The 18,221-nt window shown below is 47.5% G+C and carries 15 protein-coding genes and 1 riboswitch; of the genes, 4 read left to right on the top strand and 11 right to left on the bottom strand.

Annotated features, from left to right (window positions below):
- Positions 1-18: 18 nt before the first annotated feature.
- Entirely contained in the window at positions 19-1,104 is a 1,086-nt protein-coding gene (locus GC102_RS01780) for an ion channel (RefSeq protein WP_376769342.1), read from the top strand.
- A gap of 56 nt (positions 1,105-1,160) precedes the next feature.
- On the opposite strand, the gene GC102_RS01775 is transcribed toward GC102_RS01780, so the two are convergent.
- The 3 genes from GC102_RS01775 to GC102_RS01765 all read right to left on the bottom strand — a co-directional run bounded on the left by GC102_RS01775 (position 1,161) and on the right by GC102_RS01765 (position 3,230).
- Positions 1,161-2,573, bottom strand: coding sequence for a M23 family metallopeptidase (locus tag GC102_RS01775; RefSeq protein WP_171687961.1), 1,413 nt, complete (start codon positions 2,571-2,573; stop codon positions 1,161-1,163).
- Between the two features lie 79 nt (positions 2,574-2,652).
- Entirely contained in the window at positions 2,653-2,880 is a 228-nt protein-coding gene (locus GC102_RS01770; RefSeq protein WP_029199449.1) for a cold-shock protein, read from the bottom strand.
- A gap of 149 nt (positions 2,881-3,029) precedes the next feature.
- Positions 3,030-3,230, bottom strand: a complete 201-nt coding sequence (locus GC102_RS01765; RefSeq protein ID WP_029199448.1) for a cold-shock protein — start codon at positions 3,228-3,230, stop codon at positions 3,030-3,032.
- 342 nt (positions 3,231-3,572) lie between these two features.
- Here GC102_RS01765 and GC102_RS01760 point away from each other — a divergent pair, with 342 nt between their 5' ends.
- Positions 3,573-5,681 (top strand): multicopper oxidase family protein, encoded by a 2,109-nt coding sequence (locus GC102_RS01760; protein WP_171687960.1) that lies wholly within the window; start codon positions 3,573-3,575, stop codon positions 5,679-5,681.
- Between the two features lie 100 nt (positions 5,682-5,781).
- A riboswitch (purine riboswitch) is annotated at positions 5,782-5,881 on the top strand.
- A gap of 72 nt (positions 5,882-5,953) precedes the next feature.
- On the top strand, positions 5,954-7,288 hold the full coding sequence (locus GC102_RS01755) for a 5'-deoxyadenosine deaminase (RefSeq protein ID WP_171687959.1): 1,335 nt from the start codon (positions 5,954-5,956) through the stop codon (positions 7,286-7,288).
- 398 nt (positions 7,289-7,686) lie between these two features.
- Here GC102_RS01755 and GC102_RS01750 read toward each other — a convergent pair whose 3' ends face one another.
- The 8 genes from GC102_RS01750 to GC102_RS01715 form a co-directional block, all read right to left on the bottom strand.
- On the bottom strand, positions 7,687-8,457 hold the full coding sequence (locus GC102_RS01750; protein WP_171687958.1) for a Rossmann-fold NAD(P)-binding domain-containing protein: 771 nt from the start codon (positions 8,455-8,457) through the stop codon (positions 7,687-7,689).
- A 49-nt stretch (positions 8,458-8,506) separates the two neighbouring features.
- Positions 8,507-9,430: an FTR1 family iron permease gene (locus GC102_RS01745; protein ID WP_171687957.1), complete on the bottom strand. Its 924-nt coding sequence runs from the start codon at positions 9,428-9,430 to the stop codon at positions 8,507-8,509.
- 92 nt (positions 9,431-9,522) lie between these two features.
- Complete coding sequence (locus GC102_RS01740) at positions 9,523-11,004, bottom strand: copper amine oxidase N-terminal domain-containing protein (protein WP_171687956.1); 1,482 nt, start codon at positions 11,002-11,004, stop codon at positions 9,523-9,525.
- 44 nt (positions 11,005-11,048) lie between these two features.
- Positions 11,049-12,074 carry a hypothetical protein gene (locus GC102_RS01735; protein WP_171687955.1) on the bottom strand — a complete coding sequence of 342 codons (1,026 nt, stop codon included), beginning with the start codon at positions 12,072-12,074 and terminating at the stop codon, positions 11,049-11,051.
- A gap of 111 nt (positions 12,075-12,185) precedes the next feature.
- The gene (locus tag GC102_RS01730) at positions 12,186-13,712 is read right to left on the bottom strand and encodes a hypothetical protein (protein WP_171687954.1); all 1,527 of its coding nucleotides are present in this window, start codon (positions 13,710-13,712) and stop codon (positions 12,186-12,188) included.
- Entirely contained in the window at positions 13,709-14,455 is a 747-nt protein-coding gene (locus tag GC102_RS01725) for a glycosyltransferase family 2 protein (protein WP_171687953.1), read from the bottom strand. Before GC102_RS01725 ends, GC102_RS01730 begins: the two co-directional genes overlap by 4 nt.
- Positions 14,448-15,908: an alkaline phosphatase family protein gene (locus GC102_RS01720; RefSeq protein WP_171687952.1), complete on the bottom strand. Its 1,461-nt coding sequence runs from the start codon at positions 15,906-15,908 to the stop codon at positions 14,448-14,450. Before GC102_RS01720 ends, GC102_RS01725 begins: the two co-directional genes overlap by 8 nt.
- Position 15,909: 1 nt before the next feature.
- Positions 15,910-16,878, bottom strand: coding sequence for a lysylphosphatidylglycerol synthase transmembrane domain-containing protein (locus GC102_RS01715; RefSeq protein ID WP_171687951.1), 969 nt, complete (start codon positions 16,876-16,878; stop codon positions 15,910-15,912).
- 371 nt (positions 16,879-17,249) lie between these two features.
- Here GC102_RS01715 and GC102_RS01710 point away from each other — a divergent pair, with 371 nt between their 5' ends.
- Positions 17,250-18,041 (top strand): putative protein N(5)-glutamine methyltransferase, encoded by a 792-nt coding sequence (locus GC102_RS01710; protein WP_171688011.1) that lies wholly within the window; start codon positions 17,250-17,252, stop codon positions 18,039-18,041.
- Positions 18,042-18,221 lie beyond the last annotated feature (180 nt).

Here is an 18,221-nt window from a genome sequence, read left to right as displayed (position 1 = left end):
AAATGGAAGTATGTTACAATCAATTTCAATCGATTTTTTTTACCATTTAGACTCAAGAAAGGGCCCTACATGTTCTATTTCAGTAAGTTCTTTCTCAAACTTCTGCGGATGAATAATAAGTTTATTTTCGTTGTAGCCATCGTGTTTATCGTCCTATCTTCCGTGAGCGCTTACCTCTTAGAAAAAGAAACCTTTGGCAGCCTCTTCAATGGCTTATGGTGGGTCATGACGACCGTTACGACAACCGGCTATGGGGATTACGCTCCCAAAACCGTTGCGGGTAAATGTCTCGGCATGTTTCTCTACATTTTCGGAATAGGTCTGATCTCCGTTACTATCAGTAAAGTCATCGATTCACTATTCGTATACAGACAGCGAAAGGAAGAGGGCAAATTGAGATATCAAGGCGAACAGCATTTTGTGATCGTAGACTGGAGCAAAAACGCCGAGTTGGCGATTCAAGAAATTCTGAATACGGACTCGGAAACAGAGATCGTCCTCATAGATACACTGGAGAAAACACCAATCGTTCATAATCGGGTTCATTATATTCAAGGCAATCCTACCCTCATTGAAACGTTGGAAAAAGCTAATATGAAAAAGGCACGTTCTGTGTTCATCTTTGCCAATGAAACAACGGAAGATCATGCTATGCTTCGCGATCCCTCCTTCGTCGATGGCAAAACGCTGCTCGTTGCCACGACCATTGAGAGGAATTACCGAAACGTGCACTCCGTTGTGGAAATCAAAAACCGCGAAAACATGCAAAACTTCCTGCATGTCAACGTGAACGAGTTCATAATTGGCTCCGAGACGATCTCACAGCTTGCCGTTCGCTCTGCCTTTTCACCGGGCTCCTCCCGCATTGTGTCACAGCTTTTGACCAGACAATCGGGCGATAATCTTCATGTTCTTGGCAAAAGAAAATCATGGAGCACCTACCGTGACGCTTTCGAGCATCTGCTCCAAGAAGGTGCGACACTGATCTCCGACGGCGATCAATTGAACATCAACCGCAAGCTGGATCAACTCATTCCTGAAGATGCTCGGCTGTTCGTCATTTGTGATATCGATACATACGAACGCATCTCTACACGCACATAGTACAAAAAAGGACACCCTCTCTCTATTCATGTTGAGAGTCGGTGTCCTATTTCTATTTACCCCTTCGGCTGAACCCAGCGAAACGGTGTCGTATTAAAAAACAAGTTCGGATTGACCTGCACATTGTGCGCCCAAAAGGTAAAGTGCAAATGCGGCCCGGTAGAGAAACCGGTCGTGCCGACGAGCCCAATGATATCGCCCTGCTTGACCCGATCACCCGTTTTCACACGCAGCTCCGAGAGATGTGCGTACTGCGAGAAAAGCCCCATCCCATGGTCGATATAGATGGCATTGCCGGTCAAATATAGGGTTTCCGCCAGCGCGACTACCCCGTCGTTGGTAGCTTTGATCGGGGTGCCTTCCTTCGCGGCCAGATCAATGGCCATATGAGAGCTGTCGTATTTCCCGTTCACATAACGGGTGTGCCCATACGGTGTCGTCAAAATCCCCTCAACGGGCTGCACGAACGGCCCGCTGAAGAGAAATTCCGGCTCGGACTTACTTCGCGCCAGATCAATCTTCTTCTGGTCGGCTGCAATACGACCCGTGTCCTGCTTCATGCTTTCCATCTGAGCTGTTACCTTCAAATACTGCGTTTCGAACTTCTTCGATTCAATGGTTAGCGTCTGATCACCGATCGGATATTTCCCCGGCTTTGCACTCATCGTAATCGGCAAATACGTAAAGTATCCCGTTCCATAAGGCTGAAGGGTATACGTTTTATTCAACCAAGTGATACTCCCTGGTTCGTTATGACGCACCAGCACAACATCTCCTGGAGCTGCGCTATCCGGAACGAGCTTCCACTTCGAACCGATGACCGCTTTGGCGTCATCCTTGGTTCCGTAGAGCGCCGATTCCAGCTTCAATTGCTGCAGATGCTTCTTCTCTTTTAGAATGGCCTCTTTGACCTCGGTCGTCATACCGTCCACCCAGGTCTGTCCACCATCTGTTGTGATGAGCAATGGGTTTTTACTATCCTTCGTACTGGCGAGAAGCACCCATCCGATGCGAGGCGTCAGGAACTGCGATTGCTTCACTTGTAAAGAGGCATTGCCCACTGTAACCGTAAGCGGTTTTGGGCTGTCCTGACTGGCCGATCCTGAACTTGCCTCTAGGCTAAGCAGCTCCATGATCGGTCCGCCTATCGGCAAAGCGTTTCCTGCTTCCTCGGCGGTGAGGTCTGTCCCGAGCGCTTCTTGCCACTGCGCCCCACCATCCTCTGTTCTCGCGATTCCATCTGCATATTTCACCCAGCCGCGATCAAAATCGAGCATACGGAATTCCACAGCCTCTCGAGGTGGTGGCGTTGGTATAGGTGTTGCTACTACAACAGCAGGCGTGTTGTCTTTCCAAGAGAATGGTGCGCCGAATGGCGATTTACCAACCACAATCACCACACATGCGGCAAGTAGGCAGGCGCCTGCCAATAGCGGCCATTGACGACGTTTTCTAGATTTCACTGACATTTTTCCTCCCCCGCTACAAGTGAGTTTATGTGGGAACACAAAAAACCCGAAGACATCCGCGTCTCCGGGTTTCGTTATATTAAATTTGTACGCCCTTTTTGAGCGCCTTCTGATCCGTATTCGTGTTATTAACTAAAGGAAGTAACTTGACACTTCGAACCATTGTGGACTGACATAAATGACAAGTCGGCACGTGATCGAATGCAAAATTATCTCGCATCCAGCCTTTACAGCCTTCTTTTTCACAAGACCATACCGTCACATTTTCTAGAGGCATCTCTTCAAGCGACTTTTTTCTGGAATACATGGATAAACCTCCTTAGAGTTTTACGTTAGTAAAACTAGCTTGGTAAGCATTGATTTAGCGTTTTGCTATTTGCAAAACATTCTTCGTCCTCATAAGCTAAATTGAAAAAGACTGCCATTACACAAGTAAAGGCAGTCTTTTTAATTATATTACAGTTTTACAACGTTTTCTGCTTGTGGTCCGCGGTTGCCTTGAACAACGCTGAACTCAACGTGTTGGCCTTCGTCCAAAGTTTTGAAACCGTCGCCTTGGATTGCGGAGAAGTGAACGAATACATCGTTGCCGCCTTCAACTTCGATGAAACCGAAACCTTTTTCTGCGTTAAACCATTTTACTGTACCAGTAGCCATGAGAAATACCTCCAAAAATAAATTAACATGTTTTTATTCTTCAAAGAGAAAAAATTCACACATTGCAAAAGGTTCACTAACAAAAATGAAAACCCTTTATAATATGTGAATTCAGGTTCTTTTTGTCGATTGGATTTATCATACCATACCTATCTTGAAAACGCAAACTATTTCCAGTTAATTTATTACAAAGTAACCGCTTTCCTCATAAATTTGGCGAATGGCAGCGGATGTATTTTTAACCCCTACTTAAGTCTAGGTATTCACTTAGCCTCTGGACCGTGTGCCATATTAAGCAGGGGGACTATACTGAAATTATCGATTCTTAGGAGGGTTTTCATTGTGTACAGCATAAGTATTCAAATCATACTGTTCGTTTCTTTGTTATTCGTCATTTTCACCTGGATAGGGAGTGTCAAAGCATCCCGATTATTATATAACCAGAATTTGGAACGATTGCACCGCAAAGCAAGCAAGCTGCTGTTCTGGTCATGGTTCCCAGTTATTCCAGCTGCCGCTATCATTGGAGCAATTGTTTGGATGCAGCAATCCATGGATCCAGTCTTCTGGCAAGACCGCGTGTTTATTCAAGCGCCGCTGGTAGTTGTTCCTATTTTGACCATCTGGGTCGTATCGGTTCCTAAACTGATCAAATTGCGTTCCTTAACGAAGCAAAACTTAGCCGAACCTGGTGCCGCAATTGAGCCAACTATTTACCATAGAGCTGCTAGCCCTGGTCTCATTATTCCTTTTCAAATGACGGCTCTAGGCGCGTTAACCGCTTTATATTTCTCACTCGTGCCTCCGGTTCCATTTCGGTGGTTGGAAATTTCCATACCTTTGACTGCCTTTGTACTCTTAACAGCTGGACTTTGGTGTAGACATCAGATTCGCTTCAAGCAGGTAAGTAAAATGGAAGTTTACGTCATTCCCACCTTTTGGAAACGCGCCTTAACGATGGTAGGTGTAATGGCTGTTGTGGCTGGATCTGTCTATTATTTGTTTATGTTAGCGATGAACAATAGTCAATTGCCAGCGGAAATCGATATGGCGAGCGGGACACATGATTATGGCGGTCAGGCAGTAACGGCGAGTATGAGTCCGCATAAACACGGGATAGAGGGAACGAACGGTTCTTCTGCCAAAATGGTGTCTGTTGCTGACCTAACAGGTCCGCGCGAAGGGACGCCCGATCGTCATTTTACACTTACAGCTCAGAAAAAGACGGTCACACTTAGCTCTGGCAAAACCGTGGATGCTTGGACGTATAATGGGCAAATTCCAGGACCAGAACTGCGCATGAAAGAGGGAGAGTTGGTCGAGGTCACTTTGGTCAACGAGGATATCGAGCAAGGTGTTACCGCGCATTGGCATGGTTTGGATGTGCCGAATGCCGAGGATGGCGTTGCTGGGGCTACGCAAAATGCGCTTATGCCGGGCGAGACTTACACGTATCGCTTCCGCGCTGAGCAAGTGGGCACTTTCTGGTATCACTCTCATCAAGATTCACAGGAAGCAGTTAGTATGGGGCTTTTTGGAGCGTTAATCGTTGTGCCGAAGGTGGAAACCCTGCAGCAAGTGAAGGACATCACGGTCATGACACATCGCTGGAAAGGCAATACTTTTGCCATTGGAGCGTCAGATCAATTAGAACGCATGACGATCGAGCCAGGGACGCCTGTCCGAATGAGACTTATTAATACAGACGATTGGGTACAGCAAAAATATACCTTTGTCGGCACTCATTTTGAGGTGGCGGCGATTGATGGAACAGAACTGAATAAGCCCGGTGTGTTGACCAATACGCATGTTGTTGTGCCTACAGGTGGTCGTTATGACATCACATTCATCATGCCAGAGCGTCCTGTGTACCTGAATGTTGGCGGTAATCGCAGCAGCGGCATCTTGATGTCACCGGATGGGAAGGGAGAAATTCCTGAGCTTCCTCAAACGGTCGCTTTCGATCCTCTTCAATATGGGAACCCGACCTCGACACCCTTTGATGCTAATAGCCGTTTTGACAGAGATTTCACCTTGATCTTGGATAATAAACTCGGATTCTATAATCGTAATCTGGATTTCCTTTATACGTTGAATGGCGAAGTATTCCCGAATACACCAATGCTAATGGTGAAAGAAGGCGATCTCGTCAAAACGACCATCGTGAACCGAGGTAACGTCGAACACCCCATGCACTTACACGGTCATCATGTGCTAGTCTTGTCTCGCAATGGTAAGCCTTCCACGGGCAGCCCTTGGTGGTCCGATACGCTGGCTGTACTGCCGGGAGAAACTTACGAAGTGGCTTTCGTTGCAAATAATCCTGGACTTTGGATGGATCATTGCCATAACCTCGTACATGCCGCAGCAGGAATGACAATGCATCTTATGTATGAAGGTGTTACGACACCATTCTCAGTAGGAAGCGGCACGATTAATCATCCAGAATGATTGACTCCGTTTTCATAAAAGAGGGAGGGGATGTCAGAATAGGTAACATAGACTGTTGACAAAATGACCTGTATCGGTTTACGCTAGAGGAAAGCAAGCAGGAACTGAATACTACCCCTTTCGTATAACCTTAATAATTGGATTAAGGGTCTCTACTTAGAAACCGTAAATTTCTAGCTACGAAAAATGTGCGCATATTTGGCATATTTTTCGTGGCTAGTTTTTTTGTGTCCATTGCTTCATACAATACAAGGAGTAGGAGGTTTATAACGATGACAACCATTCTAATTAAAGATGCGCAAATTGTGACTATGAACCGCAATGGAGATATTATTACAGGGGATATTTTCATCGAAAATGACCGAATTACCGCAATTGGACCGGATTTGAACCCCGCGCAGGTGGATAAGGTGATTGACGCCAAGCACCGCACGATCATTCCAGGCTTCATTCAAACCCATATTCATTTATGCCAAACCATATTCCGCGGCAAGGGAGACGATCTGGAACTAATGGATTGGTTGAAAAAGCGGATATGGCCGCTCGAAGCCTCGCATGACGAGGAATCGATCTATTATTCCGCCATGCTTGGCATCGGCGAGCTGATTCAAAGCGGTACAACGACGATCGTCGATATGGAGACGGTGCACCACACCGACTTTGCTTTTCAAGCTATTGCGGAGAGCGGCATGCGCGCTTTATCCGGCAAGGTGATGATGGACAAAGGGGACGAGGTTCCTTTTGCTTTGCAGGAGAAGACCTCCGAATCGCTTCAGCAAAGTGTCGATTTGTTGGAGAAATGGAATGGCCACGACGATGGCCGCATCCAGTACGCGTTCTCTCCACGATTCGTCATATCGTGTACGGAAGAGCTGCTGCGTGAAGTCCGCAGCTTATCAGAGCAGTACCAAGTGAAAGTGCACACGCACGCATCTGAGAATCTCGGCGAGATCGAGATTGTGCAGGCAGAGACTGGCATGCGCAACGTCGTCTACCTCGATCATCTCGGTTTGGCGAATGAGCGCCTTATTCTGGCGCACTGCATTTGGCTTGATGAAGAAGAGAAGCGCATCATCCATGATCGAGGCGTGCATGTGAGCCATTGTCCCGGCTCTAACCTGAAGCTTGCTTCAGGCATTGCCGAGACGCCCGACATGCTGAAGCTCGATATCTCCGTCAGCCTCGGAGCTGATGGCGCGCCGTGCAATAATAATCTCGATATGTTTAACGAGATGCGTTTGGCTGCGCTTATCCAGAAGCCGATACACGGGCCGACGGCTATGAATGCGCAGACGGTCTTCCGCATGGCGACCATCGGTGGCGCTCGCGCGGTCGGCATGGAGAAGGAGATCGGCAGTCTCGAGGTCGGCAAGAAGGCCGACCTCGCCATTCTCGATCTCAACAACTTTCACACGTATCCGTCCTTCGACGTGGATCCGATCTCTCGCATCGTTTACTCAGCGACGCGAGCTGACGTGGAAACGACGATCATTAACGGTCGTATCATCATGGAAAACCGCATCATGCGGACGATTGATAAGGATATCATCCTGCCCGAAGCGAACCGCTCCATCCAGCGGTTGCTCAAGCGAGCCAACCTTCGCTAAGCGACGGTTAGCTGAAAATCAAATCGGCATGCTAACTAGAGAGGGCGTTTAAATCAATCGGAGTAGCTAGCTCTGCGTTACTTTGTTTAGATCACTTGGAGTAGCTAATTCTGTGTACTTGCTCTCTAGATTCTAGTGGTTATTCATTGTTGATGTAAAAAGTGCATTAAATTCAGTCTATATTGGCGATTTCAAGAGATTTGCTGCAAAAAGTGCATCAAATTAGTCAATTTCTACCCATTTTTGTTCAAACTGCCGAGATTTGATGCACAAAATGCATCATCGCTGCTCAAAATCAAAAATAGCCGATGATTTGATGCACTTTTTGCATCTATGATAAGAAAGAAAGCCTCCAAACCCACGAGTGATCCGTGGACATGGAGGCTTTTACGATATGATCACTCGAATGAAGCACGAAGATCGCTATTTTTCCGTTGAACAGACTTCATTAAATCGGCATTAACTTCTTTCTCGTCCGCCATGCTAATCAGCGCATGAACATCCTTCGGCAAGCATTTCCCGGCGTACCCGCGACTATCCTCATACACGAAGGTATGGCTGCGGCCGATTCTCGGGTCCTCGAGCCAAACTTCCCGCAGCTCATTGTAATCAATCCCGTGTGCCCCGGCAATATCATAAAACTCATTGCAAAACGACACTTTAAGCGCAAGGAAGCAATTCTCCATATACTTCGCCATTTCGGCTGTGCGGGCATCTGTCCGACGGATTCTCACTTCTGCGTTGTAGACTTGCTGATAGGCACGAATCACAAGGCTAACATCCTCAGATTCGCCTCCAAATGTAAGCCAAGTCCGGTGACGCAAATCCGAAAAGGGGTGATCAACGGTTTCTCCATAGTATTCCGGCTGGAACACGATTCTTTTCCCCGTTCGTTCCTTCATAGCGTCAGTGAACCCTACGGGAACTGTCGAGCGAATCACAATGACTTTAGCTGTCAGCCACGTAATCACTTCTTCCACGATGGACGTATCACATTTGCCGCTCGGGAGCGAGGGAGTCGGAACACAGACGAAAACAACATCACTTTCGTTTACCTCCGCTTGGTTGCCTACCTGCATAGGTGCATCATAAACCGCAGCGTTTGGAAACAAAACATGTATCGCCTTCCCAACATGACCGTATCCAACAATTCCTATGTTCATCGTCATTCAGTCCTCGCTCCTTATGCTTAACCATTCGAAATTCTTATTGCTGCTATCAAGCAGCCACTTTCTCTTCTTCTACCTGCTCCTGTTCATGACGCTTCTTCTGAACGGCAAGCAAGATGAATACCAAAAAGTAGTATCCCCAGTAACCGACGAATTCTTCCAGTGAAGGGTTCTGTGTATAGCCTAGGAACGCTTTGAAGAAAATGCCAACTTGGCCGTTAATAAGCGGCTCTTTACCCATGTCACGGAGATATTGCACACCATCAATTGGATGCTCCGGCATTAATCCCGTTATATTATATATTTCACCGATTTGGTGTCCCGCTGTCCGATATAAACTTCCAATAATGCCCAAGTCCTGCATGATTCCAATAGCTTGCACGAACAAACCCGCAGAAATCATCATCAGAAATACACTGGTTATGCGAAAGAAGGTGCCCAGCCGAATTTTCTTCGTCCCTTTGAAAAAGAGAAGGCCAATTACGACAGCCAGAATGAGTCCACCCAGTGCTCCCCAGCTTTCGAGTGCTTTCTGTATGTTTCCACCTGTAATTGCCGCAAAGAAGAAAACTGTCTCCACGCCTTCGCGCACAACGACTAAGAACGAGTGGACGACCATATTAATGGCGCCGCCAATGGTTAGAATATGTGCAACCTTGCTCTGAACCTTGCCTTGCAGTTCGCTATTTTGTTTGCCCATAAACATGATCATATGTGTCAGCAGCCCGGAAGAGACGAGCATGATACCGATTTTCAAGTAATTTTGGCTGCCCATACTGGCGAATCCGGTCAATAAAACCTGGAAAGCCAGGGCCAATCCGTAACTCACGATCAAAGCCAGAAACACACCAACCCATACCCATTTATGCCAGTGCACGGCATCAATACGCGTTAAATACGTAACGATTACACCAACAATGAGAATGGCCTCAAGCGCCTCACGAAACGTAATGAGAAATGCCTGTAAATCCATAATCCGCCGCCCCCAGTTCTCTTCCTTGTTTCAGCATGCTGAAAGACACTTGCGCCTACTAGGCACAAGTGTCTTCGCTATGAACGAAATGATTAACGAAGAATGATAATTTCACCATTTTGGTAGAATACGCGTTTACCGAACAACTCAGCTACTGCACGCAACGGAATGAAGGAGCTGCCATTTTCGATAATAACCGGTTGATCTAGTTTGACTTTCTCATTCACTTTACCATTCTCTACCACTTGATCGGATCCTAAAGTAATTTCTGTTTTCTTACCATCTTTTGTGATAACAACTGTTTTCGTTGCATCTACCCATTCAACCCCAGCTTGAATCGCTTGTGCAATAACACGAACCGGCACTAATGTGCGACTGCTTTCTGCGTTGATGAAAGGGGCATTCTCAGCTGTGAAAGCAGCGCCGTCCACTTGATACGCTTTGTCGCCAATTTTCAAGCTGGAACCATCTTTGTCAACGAGGAACTTAAGAATTTGGAAACCGTACTCTTGTGCAGCAGCCAGATCGGATGCGTCTACAGCGTTTGAGAATTTCGTTGCCTCTTCAACCGCAGCCGCATACTTCTCTTTACCTAAGAAAACTTCTTGGCTAGCAAGGAACATGTTGCCTTCTGCTGCATATCCGCGTGCACCTTGCAGGTCCCTAGCTTCAAGCTTCGTGAATGCTTGTTTCACATATTCGGATACTTTACCGATCATAGTGCGTTGTAACGCATTTTGGATTTCGTCTTTTTTGATTTTGCTTGCATCGCCGGATGCGAAGGCATCTCTAACGAAGTTAGCATCTGCGATACTGCCGCCTCTTAGGTATGTGTATACAGGCATGTAGAGGAAGTAACCCTCTGTAATCGCTGCAGCTTGATCAGCAGGAGCCTTCGTAGCAATGCTTTCTGCGTATGTAAAAGTAGCGAGTGTGTAGTTTTTGATCAACGTTTTGTCTAAGAATTGACGGTGAACATTGAAGTCATTTAAGTTATTGTCTTTAATATCCTTTTGCATAAGTTCAATTGTTGTTTTCAAAAGTGCAACCATGTTTAAGCTATATTTCGCGTCACGTTTCACAACGTTTGGTTCTAGAACAGCTTCATAAATTTGTACGACTTTATCAAAAGCCGCTTTCGCTCCGGCAACATCGCCTTTGGTCAAAGCAGGACGCACTTGGTTGTTGACCAAATCACGTACAGCCAAGAAATAGTACCATTGTAGACCCTTATCAATCGCTTGTTTCGCTTGGTCGACTTTCAAATCGCCTTTGATAGCACTGTCGAGGACAAGTGTGATGTTCGCATCGATCTTAGGATCGTCTGCTTTAATTGTTGTATCAATGCGTTTAACTTCTGTTTGGAATTTATCTACGTATAATTTCTGAACATCTGCAAGTACCGTTTTATCCGTGAAAAGAGCTTTGATATCCGTGAAAGACTTGATGGAGGCAGCGATCGTTTGATCTTCTGTGATTTGGTATTTACTTTCTGCAAAAGCAACGGATGTAACGGTAACAACGCTAGATAAAGCTAATGAAACACTTAAAGCTACAGCTAGAAATTTACGCATAATAAGTTTCTCCTCTATTCATCTCAAGTTTGTTTAAGAAATAATTAAATCCACTTTCTTTTACGAGCGAACCATACGCCCCCGCCAAGAAGTATGATAACCCCTCCGATAACAGCGATGCTGATAAACGGATTCGTTTTATCGGAACGTTCCATAGGTGCATGCGCCGACGCTTCTTTCGCCGGCTCAGCTTGCTTAGTATCCGAACCCGCTGCTTCCGACGCTTTAGCTGGCGCTTCTACAGCAGCTGTAGGCTGAGCAGCATCCGTGGTTGGCGCTGGACTAGCACTAGCCGTCGCTGTAGGCTCAGGCGACTTCGTCTCCACTGCTGCAGCTGCATCGGGTGACTTTGTTTCTGTCGGTTTAGCATCTTTAACCGGTGATACTGGTTGTTCTGCCTTGACCCCTGTCTCATTCTTAACGGGCGCAGTTGTTGCCTGTGGTTTGGGAACTGAGGTAGGCTCACTTGAAGCAGCTGGCTTGACGTAAGCCTTATAAGGGAATAAAGGCTTCACCTTACCATAGATAAAATTGACCTTTTCCTTGAAGACATCTGGCTGTACATCCTTCTTCCCTACACCGAACAATCCAGGATTCCCTAGCGCTTCAAGTGCAGCTTCGAAAGCTTTATTAATTTCACTCGAACCCGCTCCCACATAAGGCTCCAGTGTGTCGAAGGTCGCCTTAGCTTTGGCTAGCAAGAGTTTAGACTCTGCATAATCATCAATGCCTTTAGTAGCATAGGTAAACCGTCGATCCAAGTTCATCACGAGGACAGCTTTGAAATTAGCAATGACTGCTTTACTATCTTTGGCCTGGAAATTAGCATCCAGTGTGGCAGCTATTCCTTCGCCGAAGTGCGATACGAGTTCTGCTCTAATCTCCTTGTAAGCACCTTCCGCAGCGCCCCAATTGTCCGCACCATCGCCTACACTGGTTTGAACCAGCTTAAAAGTTTCAGCGACTGCTTCTGTATTGGCGTCACCATACGAATAGGCCAGCGCGGAGGATGGCAAAATGATCAATGCCGTTAGAACAAAAGTCAAACCGACTAGTAGCCATCGTTTCATGTCTTCACCCCTGTTATGATTGTTTGGAACCTCGCTGTCATTGATAATGATAATCATTGTCCATATTTGTGTCAACCATTTTTTTACTCCGCTGAAAAGAGGAGCCCAGACTTAACGCACCCACTCATATAAAATGACGTGAGCATAAGCCGGATCAAACAGTGCATCTGACTTAAACTCAGCAAGCTGCTTAACATGCTCCTTCACCGATTTGCCTTGCTGCTCAAAGCCATGAACGACATGATCGGTTAGCAGCACTCGCCGTTCGGGATTCGACCCAGCCAACGCTTGAAAGTACCCGTACGTATAGATGCGCTGATGATCGTAGTCGGCTTGCAAGTACTGCAGGACTCTCGTTTCTTCCCATGTAAACAGCAGGAGAGGCTCTTGCAAGCTGCTTACATAGTCATGAAGCTGATAAACCGCCGGCTCTTCTAAGGCCTGCCGTTTCTGAAGCTGAGCCCCGTAGACGACTTGAATGGAAATGAGGCTAATGAGAAGGGCGTATAGGATCGTTGGCGCTATTCTCAATAGACGTGTCCCATGCGTGGATGTTTTTAATCCCTCTGCCGTCCGAATGATAAAAACAAATATAAGAAGTAACATCGGGGCAACGACGGGAACGATATGACGCGGTTTCTCAATGTTTTGACCAAAAAGTGCCCAAAGGGTGTACAGAACGGCACACCCAACGAGCCAGAAGATATAACGGTGATTTTCATTGCCCTGCACACTTGGAAGAGCGAATCTCCGACCAATAACCGCTGCAGCAACCATAATAACAAGCCATAAGCCAATGAGAATGGAACCGCCTAGCAGGGCTGATCCCAGTAAATTGTATCCAATGAGCTGGTAGATTCTTTCTCCAAGCGGCATCGGGGTAGAGATAATGCCGCCGCCCCATTCGGAGAAGTGTCCTTCAACGAAAGCCAGTGAGAGCTTCCAGAAACCTGCGAGAGTACCTTCGGAAAGCACCAACCCAGCTATCCAAAGCAGTTGAAACAACAGCGCAGCCAAGGCCGAGCACCCCATTCTCAACCATCTCTGCCAACCTCTCGCACCGTACTGCCAAATTCCGTACCAGAGCGGTACTAAAGCTAGACCGTAGGGAAAGAAGGATAGGCGTGTACCCATAAGGAAGCCGAACATCAACAGCGCTAGACCATGACGAAGCATTGAACCTGGACGATCCATCGCAAAGCGGATACTCCAAAGAAACCACCACAATAAGGCCATACCCGCACACTCCGACATGGGACGTGAGGACATAAGCCAAATGTAGGGGCTGCTTAGTACGAGCGCTGGCAGTAAAAGACTCTTCATGCCGCTGTCTGTCAGACGATTTGCCAGTAAAAACATCGGAACTGCAGAGCTTAAGGCTGCTAGGGTATTAAAGACTGATAAAGCTATAATGGGATTATTCAACCACTGGTTAATAATCCATCCACCTAGAATAAAATACGGATAACCTGGAAAATGAGGCTGCATGGCGAGTAGATCATACCTATGCAGAGCCAACGTGAAATCGACCTCGTCCCACGTTCGCGCAAAGGGGCTGGCGTAGACAATACTCAGGCACGTCACTCCAGCAATAACCGCAGCTGCGAACAGCGCCAACCATATTGCATTACGTCTCATACGCCCGCATCATCTCGATTCGTCTGTGGATTCACATTTCGTTTGGAGACAGGGCGTCTCATTTCTTTATAGATCGCTGGAAGAACGGAGGTTACATATTGTCTGAATTTGATGAAGGATTGCCCCTTCGTACGAACTTGATAGGTGATCGGAATCTCTTCCAAGCGATATCCTTGGCGAACCAGATTCAACGTAAGCACCTGAGCATAGTTATAATCGTGGACAATAACGGCATTCTCCATGGCGTCGCGGGAAAACCCGCGCATCCCGGATTGGCCGTCATAAATCCATCTGCGCAGCAATATCGCCTGCAGCAGTGTGAACGTATAGTTGCCTAAGCGGCGATGCAGCTTCATGCCTTGGATCTGCCCTTTGAAGCGTGAGCCGAAGGTGTAGTCCGCGCGCCCGGCGATGATGGGCGCAAGGACGTCCGGGATTTGTTCCGGCGGGTACTCATTGTCCGCATCGATCATGATGCCAATGTCGGCGCCTAGCAGGCAGCATTGCTTCAGCCCTTCACGAACGGCAGCGCCGAGCCCTTGATTGTGGGGGAACGACACGATGTGGTCGGCCCCCGCTGCCTTGCTGGCGGCGACCGTACGGTCTTTGGAGCCGTCGTCGATCACCAGCACCTCCACCTCAAACTGGGGGTGGAAAGCTCTCGGCACGCGGGCAATAACCCCGCTGATATTCTCTTCTTCGTTATGCGCAGGCATGAAAACGATGATTTTCTTCTTAGTCATGATGCTTGATAGCCTCCATTAGGACGGGTCCGCGACTATGGCTCGGGAATGGAGCCCCCAGTAGATAAGCTAGGGTCGGAGCCATGGATACTAGGGAATGCTTTTCATCGATGCGACGGCCGGCCTCAATGGCCCCACCATGCAGGAAGAAAGGCACATAACGCTCACCCTCATCCAAATGGCCATGCCCGCCAATACCATCAGCCTGCCCGTGATCGGCACATATGATAAGTGTCGTATTCTCCATCATGCCGCGCTCTTCAAGCCAGCCGACGAATTCTTCAATTAATTTATCGGCTTCTGCGATTTTTTGCGTGTAATCGTCATATAAAACGCCTCGGCTGTGACCCGTTTGGTCAACACCAATCAACTGGGCAACGAGTAAATCCGGGTTTTGTTCGGCCATGATCTTCTTCGCCCGTTCGATAATATTACGATCTGCGACATCGTTATGCATCACAGCGGTCACACTCTCAACATCGTCTCCCATGGAGTCGATTAAGTGCGCTATGCCGAGCAGACGTCCTTTTTTCCCAACCTTACGCAGCGAATCAAAAATACTCTCAACCCGAATACCCAGCCTCCAAACCATATTGGAGCGAATACCGTGCTCGCGCGGGTAAGTACCTGTAAACATCGAAGAGAAACATACCACGGTACGCGCAGGATACACGGTTTCCATTTGGGCATATTCCGTGCCTTCTGCTCGCAGTTTCTTCATAAATGGCGCGTCGGCTTCTTCAAAGCGCTCTTTGCGCATCCCGTCCACGACAATCACAATAACCTTCTTGTTCAGCGCTTGTCCGCCCGCTTGTACATCGCTTGAATCACGTGTGTACGTAGGGATTTCTGTTGGTTTCCAGTCAAACAAATAACGATGGAGAATGAAGCTGTATATCAGCAATCCGCCCGCAAATAGAAGCCCCGTACCCACATCAGCGGAAACGCCAGCCTCAAATTGACGGTAATAATGATTCCATACGAAAAGCAGCAGCAAAAACTTAGGCATCTGCTCCTGCGCATTTCCGCTAGTTGAGTCACTATTTTTCAGAACAAGCTTCCAGAACCGTGTGAAATTCCACCAAGTCGTCCCAATTCTCAGATGATAGTAAAAAGTGCCCCAGAAATACACCGTAAAGAAGTAGAACAACCCAAGCGCTAGCAAATACAGCGAGAAATCAGACCGCTCCCAAATCAGCAGTGCAGCAATTAACGGCGTCCATAAATAATTTCGCAAAAAAAGCGGAAAATCAAAGCAATAATAGAGCACAAAAAGAGGGAGGGTCACGAGCAGCCCCAAACCTGCGGCACTCCAAAAGCTAGGATCGGACCATACGCCGATATGATAGAGCAGAAAGACGCCCACAACGAAAATCGGGGTAAACGGTTTTCCCTCATTTAGCAAATTCCAGCAGCGAGCTGCGACTATTTCAAACGATGAAGCTTTTTTCATTTTAATCATCCTTCCGTGCGTTGCCATTCAATGATGGTTTTTTTTGACTCGTAAGCCGCCCAATCCAGGTTTTTATCTCGCGCCAACGTAAGGGCATTCGCACAAGTGAATACGCCCCTAACGTATAAGCAAATAGAAATTTAAAGGTATGCGACACAAGCGCCGCTCTATAAGCATCCTTACCATCAACACCCAACAAGACAAGGGACCCGCTCATTGTACTCTCATAAGTACCTATCCCACCTGGGGTAATATGAAAAATTTGTCCAGCAATCGTCATGCTATTCGCCCAAACGAGCGAGATTGTCCCAAGCTGCAAGCCGATCATGTGAGCAACAGCAAAAATAACACCAGCTTCTAGGATCCAGCTTAGAGCAATTAAGCCTATAATGATGATCCCTTTACCAGAAAGCATTTTTAGATGAAAATAAGCGGAATGCTTCACTATAAAAGGAATTTTGCGAATCACAGGCAAGTAATGCGCTGTTGCGAGAATCACCGTTCCCCCAGCCAGCACCGTCACCCATATCCAAGAAGAGGGTAGTCCTAACCGTACGATGCCGATTCCTCCAATGCCAGCAAGCACGAGCATATCAAGCAATCGCATGACCGCAACCGAATGGAACGCATCTTCCCATGATTTTCCCCCATGCTTCATATATAAGCCAGCACGAACGCCATCTCCCGCTTTGACCGGAAGTACATGATTTACGAGCAAGCTATAGCTAATAGCATGAAAATAGATGCTGAATCGCACCTCGGGTCCTGCGTATATTCGCCAAGCTGCGGCCTTTAGGAGGAAGGAGAGCAGGTAGATGACGAACATGAAGACCAACCATTGCGGTTGATGGAAAAGCAGACCTACGTCGCGCAGCCATTCCTTTGAATCGAACCATTGCCATGTTAAAAAAATAGAACAAACGATCAAAAGAATCGCCATGAAACGAACAATTTGTTTCTTCGTTAGCATATTTGTTGTGACCTTCTTTTAGTTAAGGGGTACCTCAAACTATTTTAATGTGAGAATGAGAATCATGGTCAGTATAGGCGGTTTAGGGGGTTACGTCAACCTAATCTTACTCTTTTAGATAACCAAGGATAAACGACTCCGTCGTCCTTCAGGGACGAGCGCGTTTGTCAAGGTAGATGCGAAGCAAAAGTATAAAACTTATACTTTCTGATCTACGAACAAATCACCTTGTGGGTGAATAATCACGCAGAGCAAGACTGACGATCGGACAGAATGACTATAGCGATTCTTTATCCGCATTGTCCTTATATGTTTTGTTATCATGTTTATAAGGAAACATGATGGATTTATTCGAAAGAGAGTGAAGCTAAATTATTAATGAAACAATCTATGTCAGCAGGCTTCGAGCAGCTGGTTGTGTTTTCGCCGAAGAGGAAGCCCGGTTACTCGCCTCAGCAGCCCAGACGTCGGACGATCTCATCACCATGGTGGATCGTCGAATCGCCGGTTTGCCTCTCGAACACGTCATCGGATGGGCGGAATTTTGCGGTCTCAAGATAGCCGTGGATCCAGGAGTCTTCGTTCCTCGCCACCGCACAGAGTTTCTCGTTCGCCAAGCCGCAGCCCTCGCACAGTCAGGAGCCGTAGTGGTCGACCTGTGCTGCGGCTCGGGCGCGGTGGGCATAGCACTGGCTGCCGCCTTAGAACGGATCGAGTTGCACGCCACCGACATCGACCCAGCCGCAGTACGGTGTGCCCGCCGCAACGTCACTTCCGCCAGTGGTTACGTATATGAAGGCGACCTCTACGAGCCGCTGCCCGCCATACTGCGAGGCCGCGTCAACATCTTGGTCGCCAACGCACCTTACGTCCCCACCGAGGCGATCAGGTTGCTGCCTCCAGAGGCCCGAATTCACGAGTCGTTGGTGGCGCTCGACGGGGGCGCAGATGGGCTTAACGTCCAGCGCCGGGTGGCGGCTGCAGTGCCAATCTGGCTGGCACCGGGCGGCCATCTTCTGGTCGAGACTAGCCAGCGGCAGGCGCCGCAGACAGCCAAAATTTTCGCTAGCAATGGGCTGATCCCGCAAGTGGCCAGATTAGATGAACTGGACGCCACAGTCGTAATAGGAACCAGGCCCAACCTGCCCGCAAACGAGAGTTGATACCTGCTTGGCAGAGCAGCTAAATAAAAACCCAGTCTAACACTTTATTTTTGGTGTTTTGACTGGGTTTTTGTTTATAGATTTGTTCGATTGTGAATGAATTGTGTTCATTACTCTCATTTTTCGGGTGGGTAATACCTTTTATACTACATATAAAGGTTTATTGAAATGAAAGGCGGT

The sequence above is a fragment of the Paenibacillus germinis genome (assembly GCF_013141785.1).
GTDB lineage: Bacteria > Bacillota > Bacilli > Paenibacillales > NBRC-103111 > Paenibacillus_E > Paenibacillus_E phytorum.
Note: the sequence above shows the minus strand (reverse complement) of the source record. Positions and strands in the feature narration are given on the sequence as shown.

Coding starts and splice junctions, on each gene's coding strand:
- GC102_RS01775 (WP_171687961.1), bottom strand. CDS start 2,573: ATGTCAGTGAAATCTAGAAAACGTCGTCAATGGCCGCTATTGGCAGGC.
- GC102_RS01770 (WP_029199449.1), bottom strand. CDS start 2,880: ATGTATTCCAGAAAAAAGTCGCTTGAAGAGATGCCTCTAGAAAATGTG.
- GC102_RS01765 (WP_029199448.1), bottom strand. CDS start 3,230: ATGGCTACTGGTACAGTAAAATGGTTTAACGCAGAAAAAGGTTTCGGT.
- GC102_RS01755 (WP_171687959.1), top strand. CDS start 5,954: ATGACAACCATTCTAATTAAAGATGCGCAAATTGTGACTATGAACCGC.
- GC102_RS01750 (WP_171687958.1), bottom strand. CDS start 8,457: ATGACGATGAACATAGGAATTGTTGGATACGGTCATGTTGGGAAGGCG.
- GC102_RS01745 (WP_171687957.1), bottom strand. CDS start 9,430: ATGGATTTACAGGCATTTCTCATTACGTTTCGTGAGGCGCTTGAGGCC.
- GC102_RS01740 (WP_171687956.1), bottom strand. CDS start 11,004: ATGCGTAAATTTCTAGCTGTAGCTTTAAGTGTTTCATTAGCTTTATCT.
- GC102_RS01735 (WP_171687955.1), bottom strand. CDS start 12,074: ATGAAACGATGGCTACTAGTCGGTTTGACTTTTGTTCTAACGGCATTG.
- GC102_RS01730 (WP_171687954.1), bottom strand. CDS start 13,712: ATGAGACGTAATGCAATATGGTTGGCGCTGTTCGCAGCTGCGGTTATT.
- GC102_RS01725 (WP_171687953.1), bottom strand. CDS start 14,455: ATGACTAAGAAGAAAATCATCGTTTTCATGCCTGCGCATAACGAAGAA.
- GC102_RS01720 (WP_171687952.1), bottom strand. CDS start 15,908: ATGAAAAAAGCTTCATCGTTTGAAATAGTCGCAGCTCGCTGCTGGAAT.
- GC102_RS01715 (WP_171687951.1), bottom strand. CDS start 16,878: ATGCTAACGAAGAAACAAATTGTTCGTTTCATGGCGATTCTTTTGATC.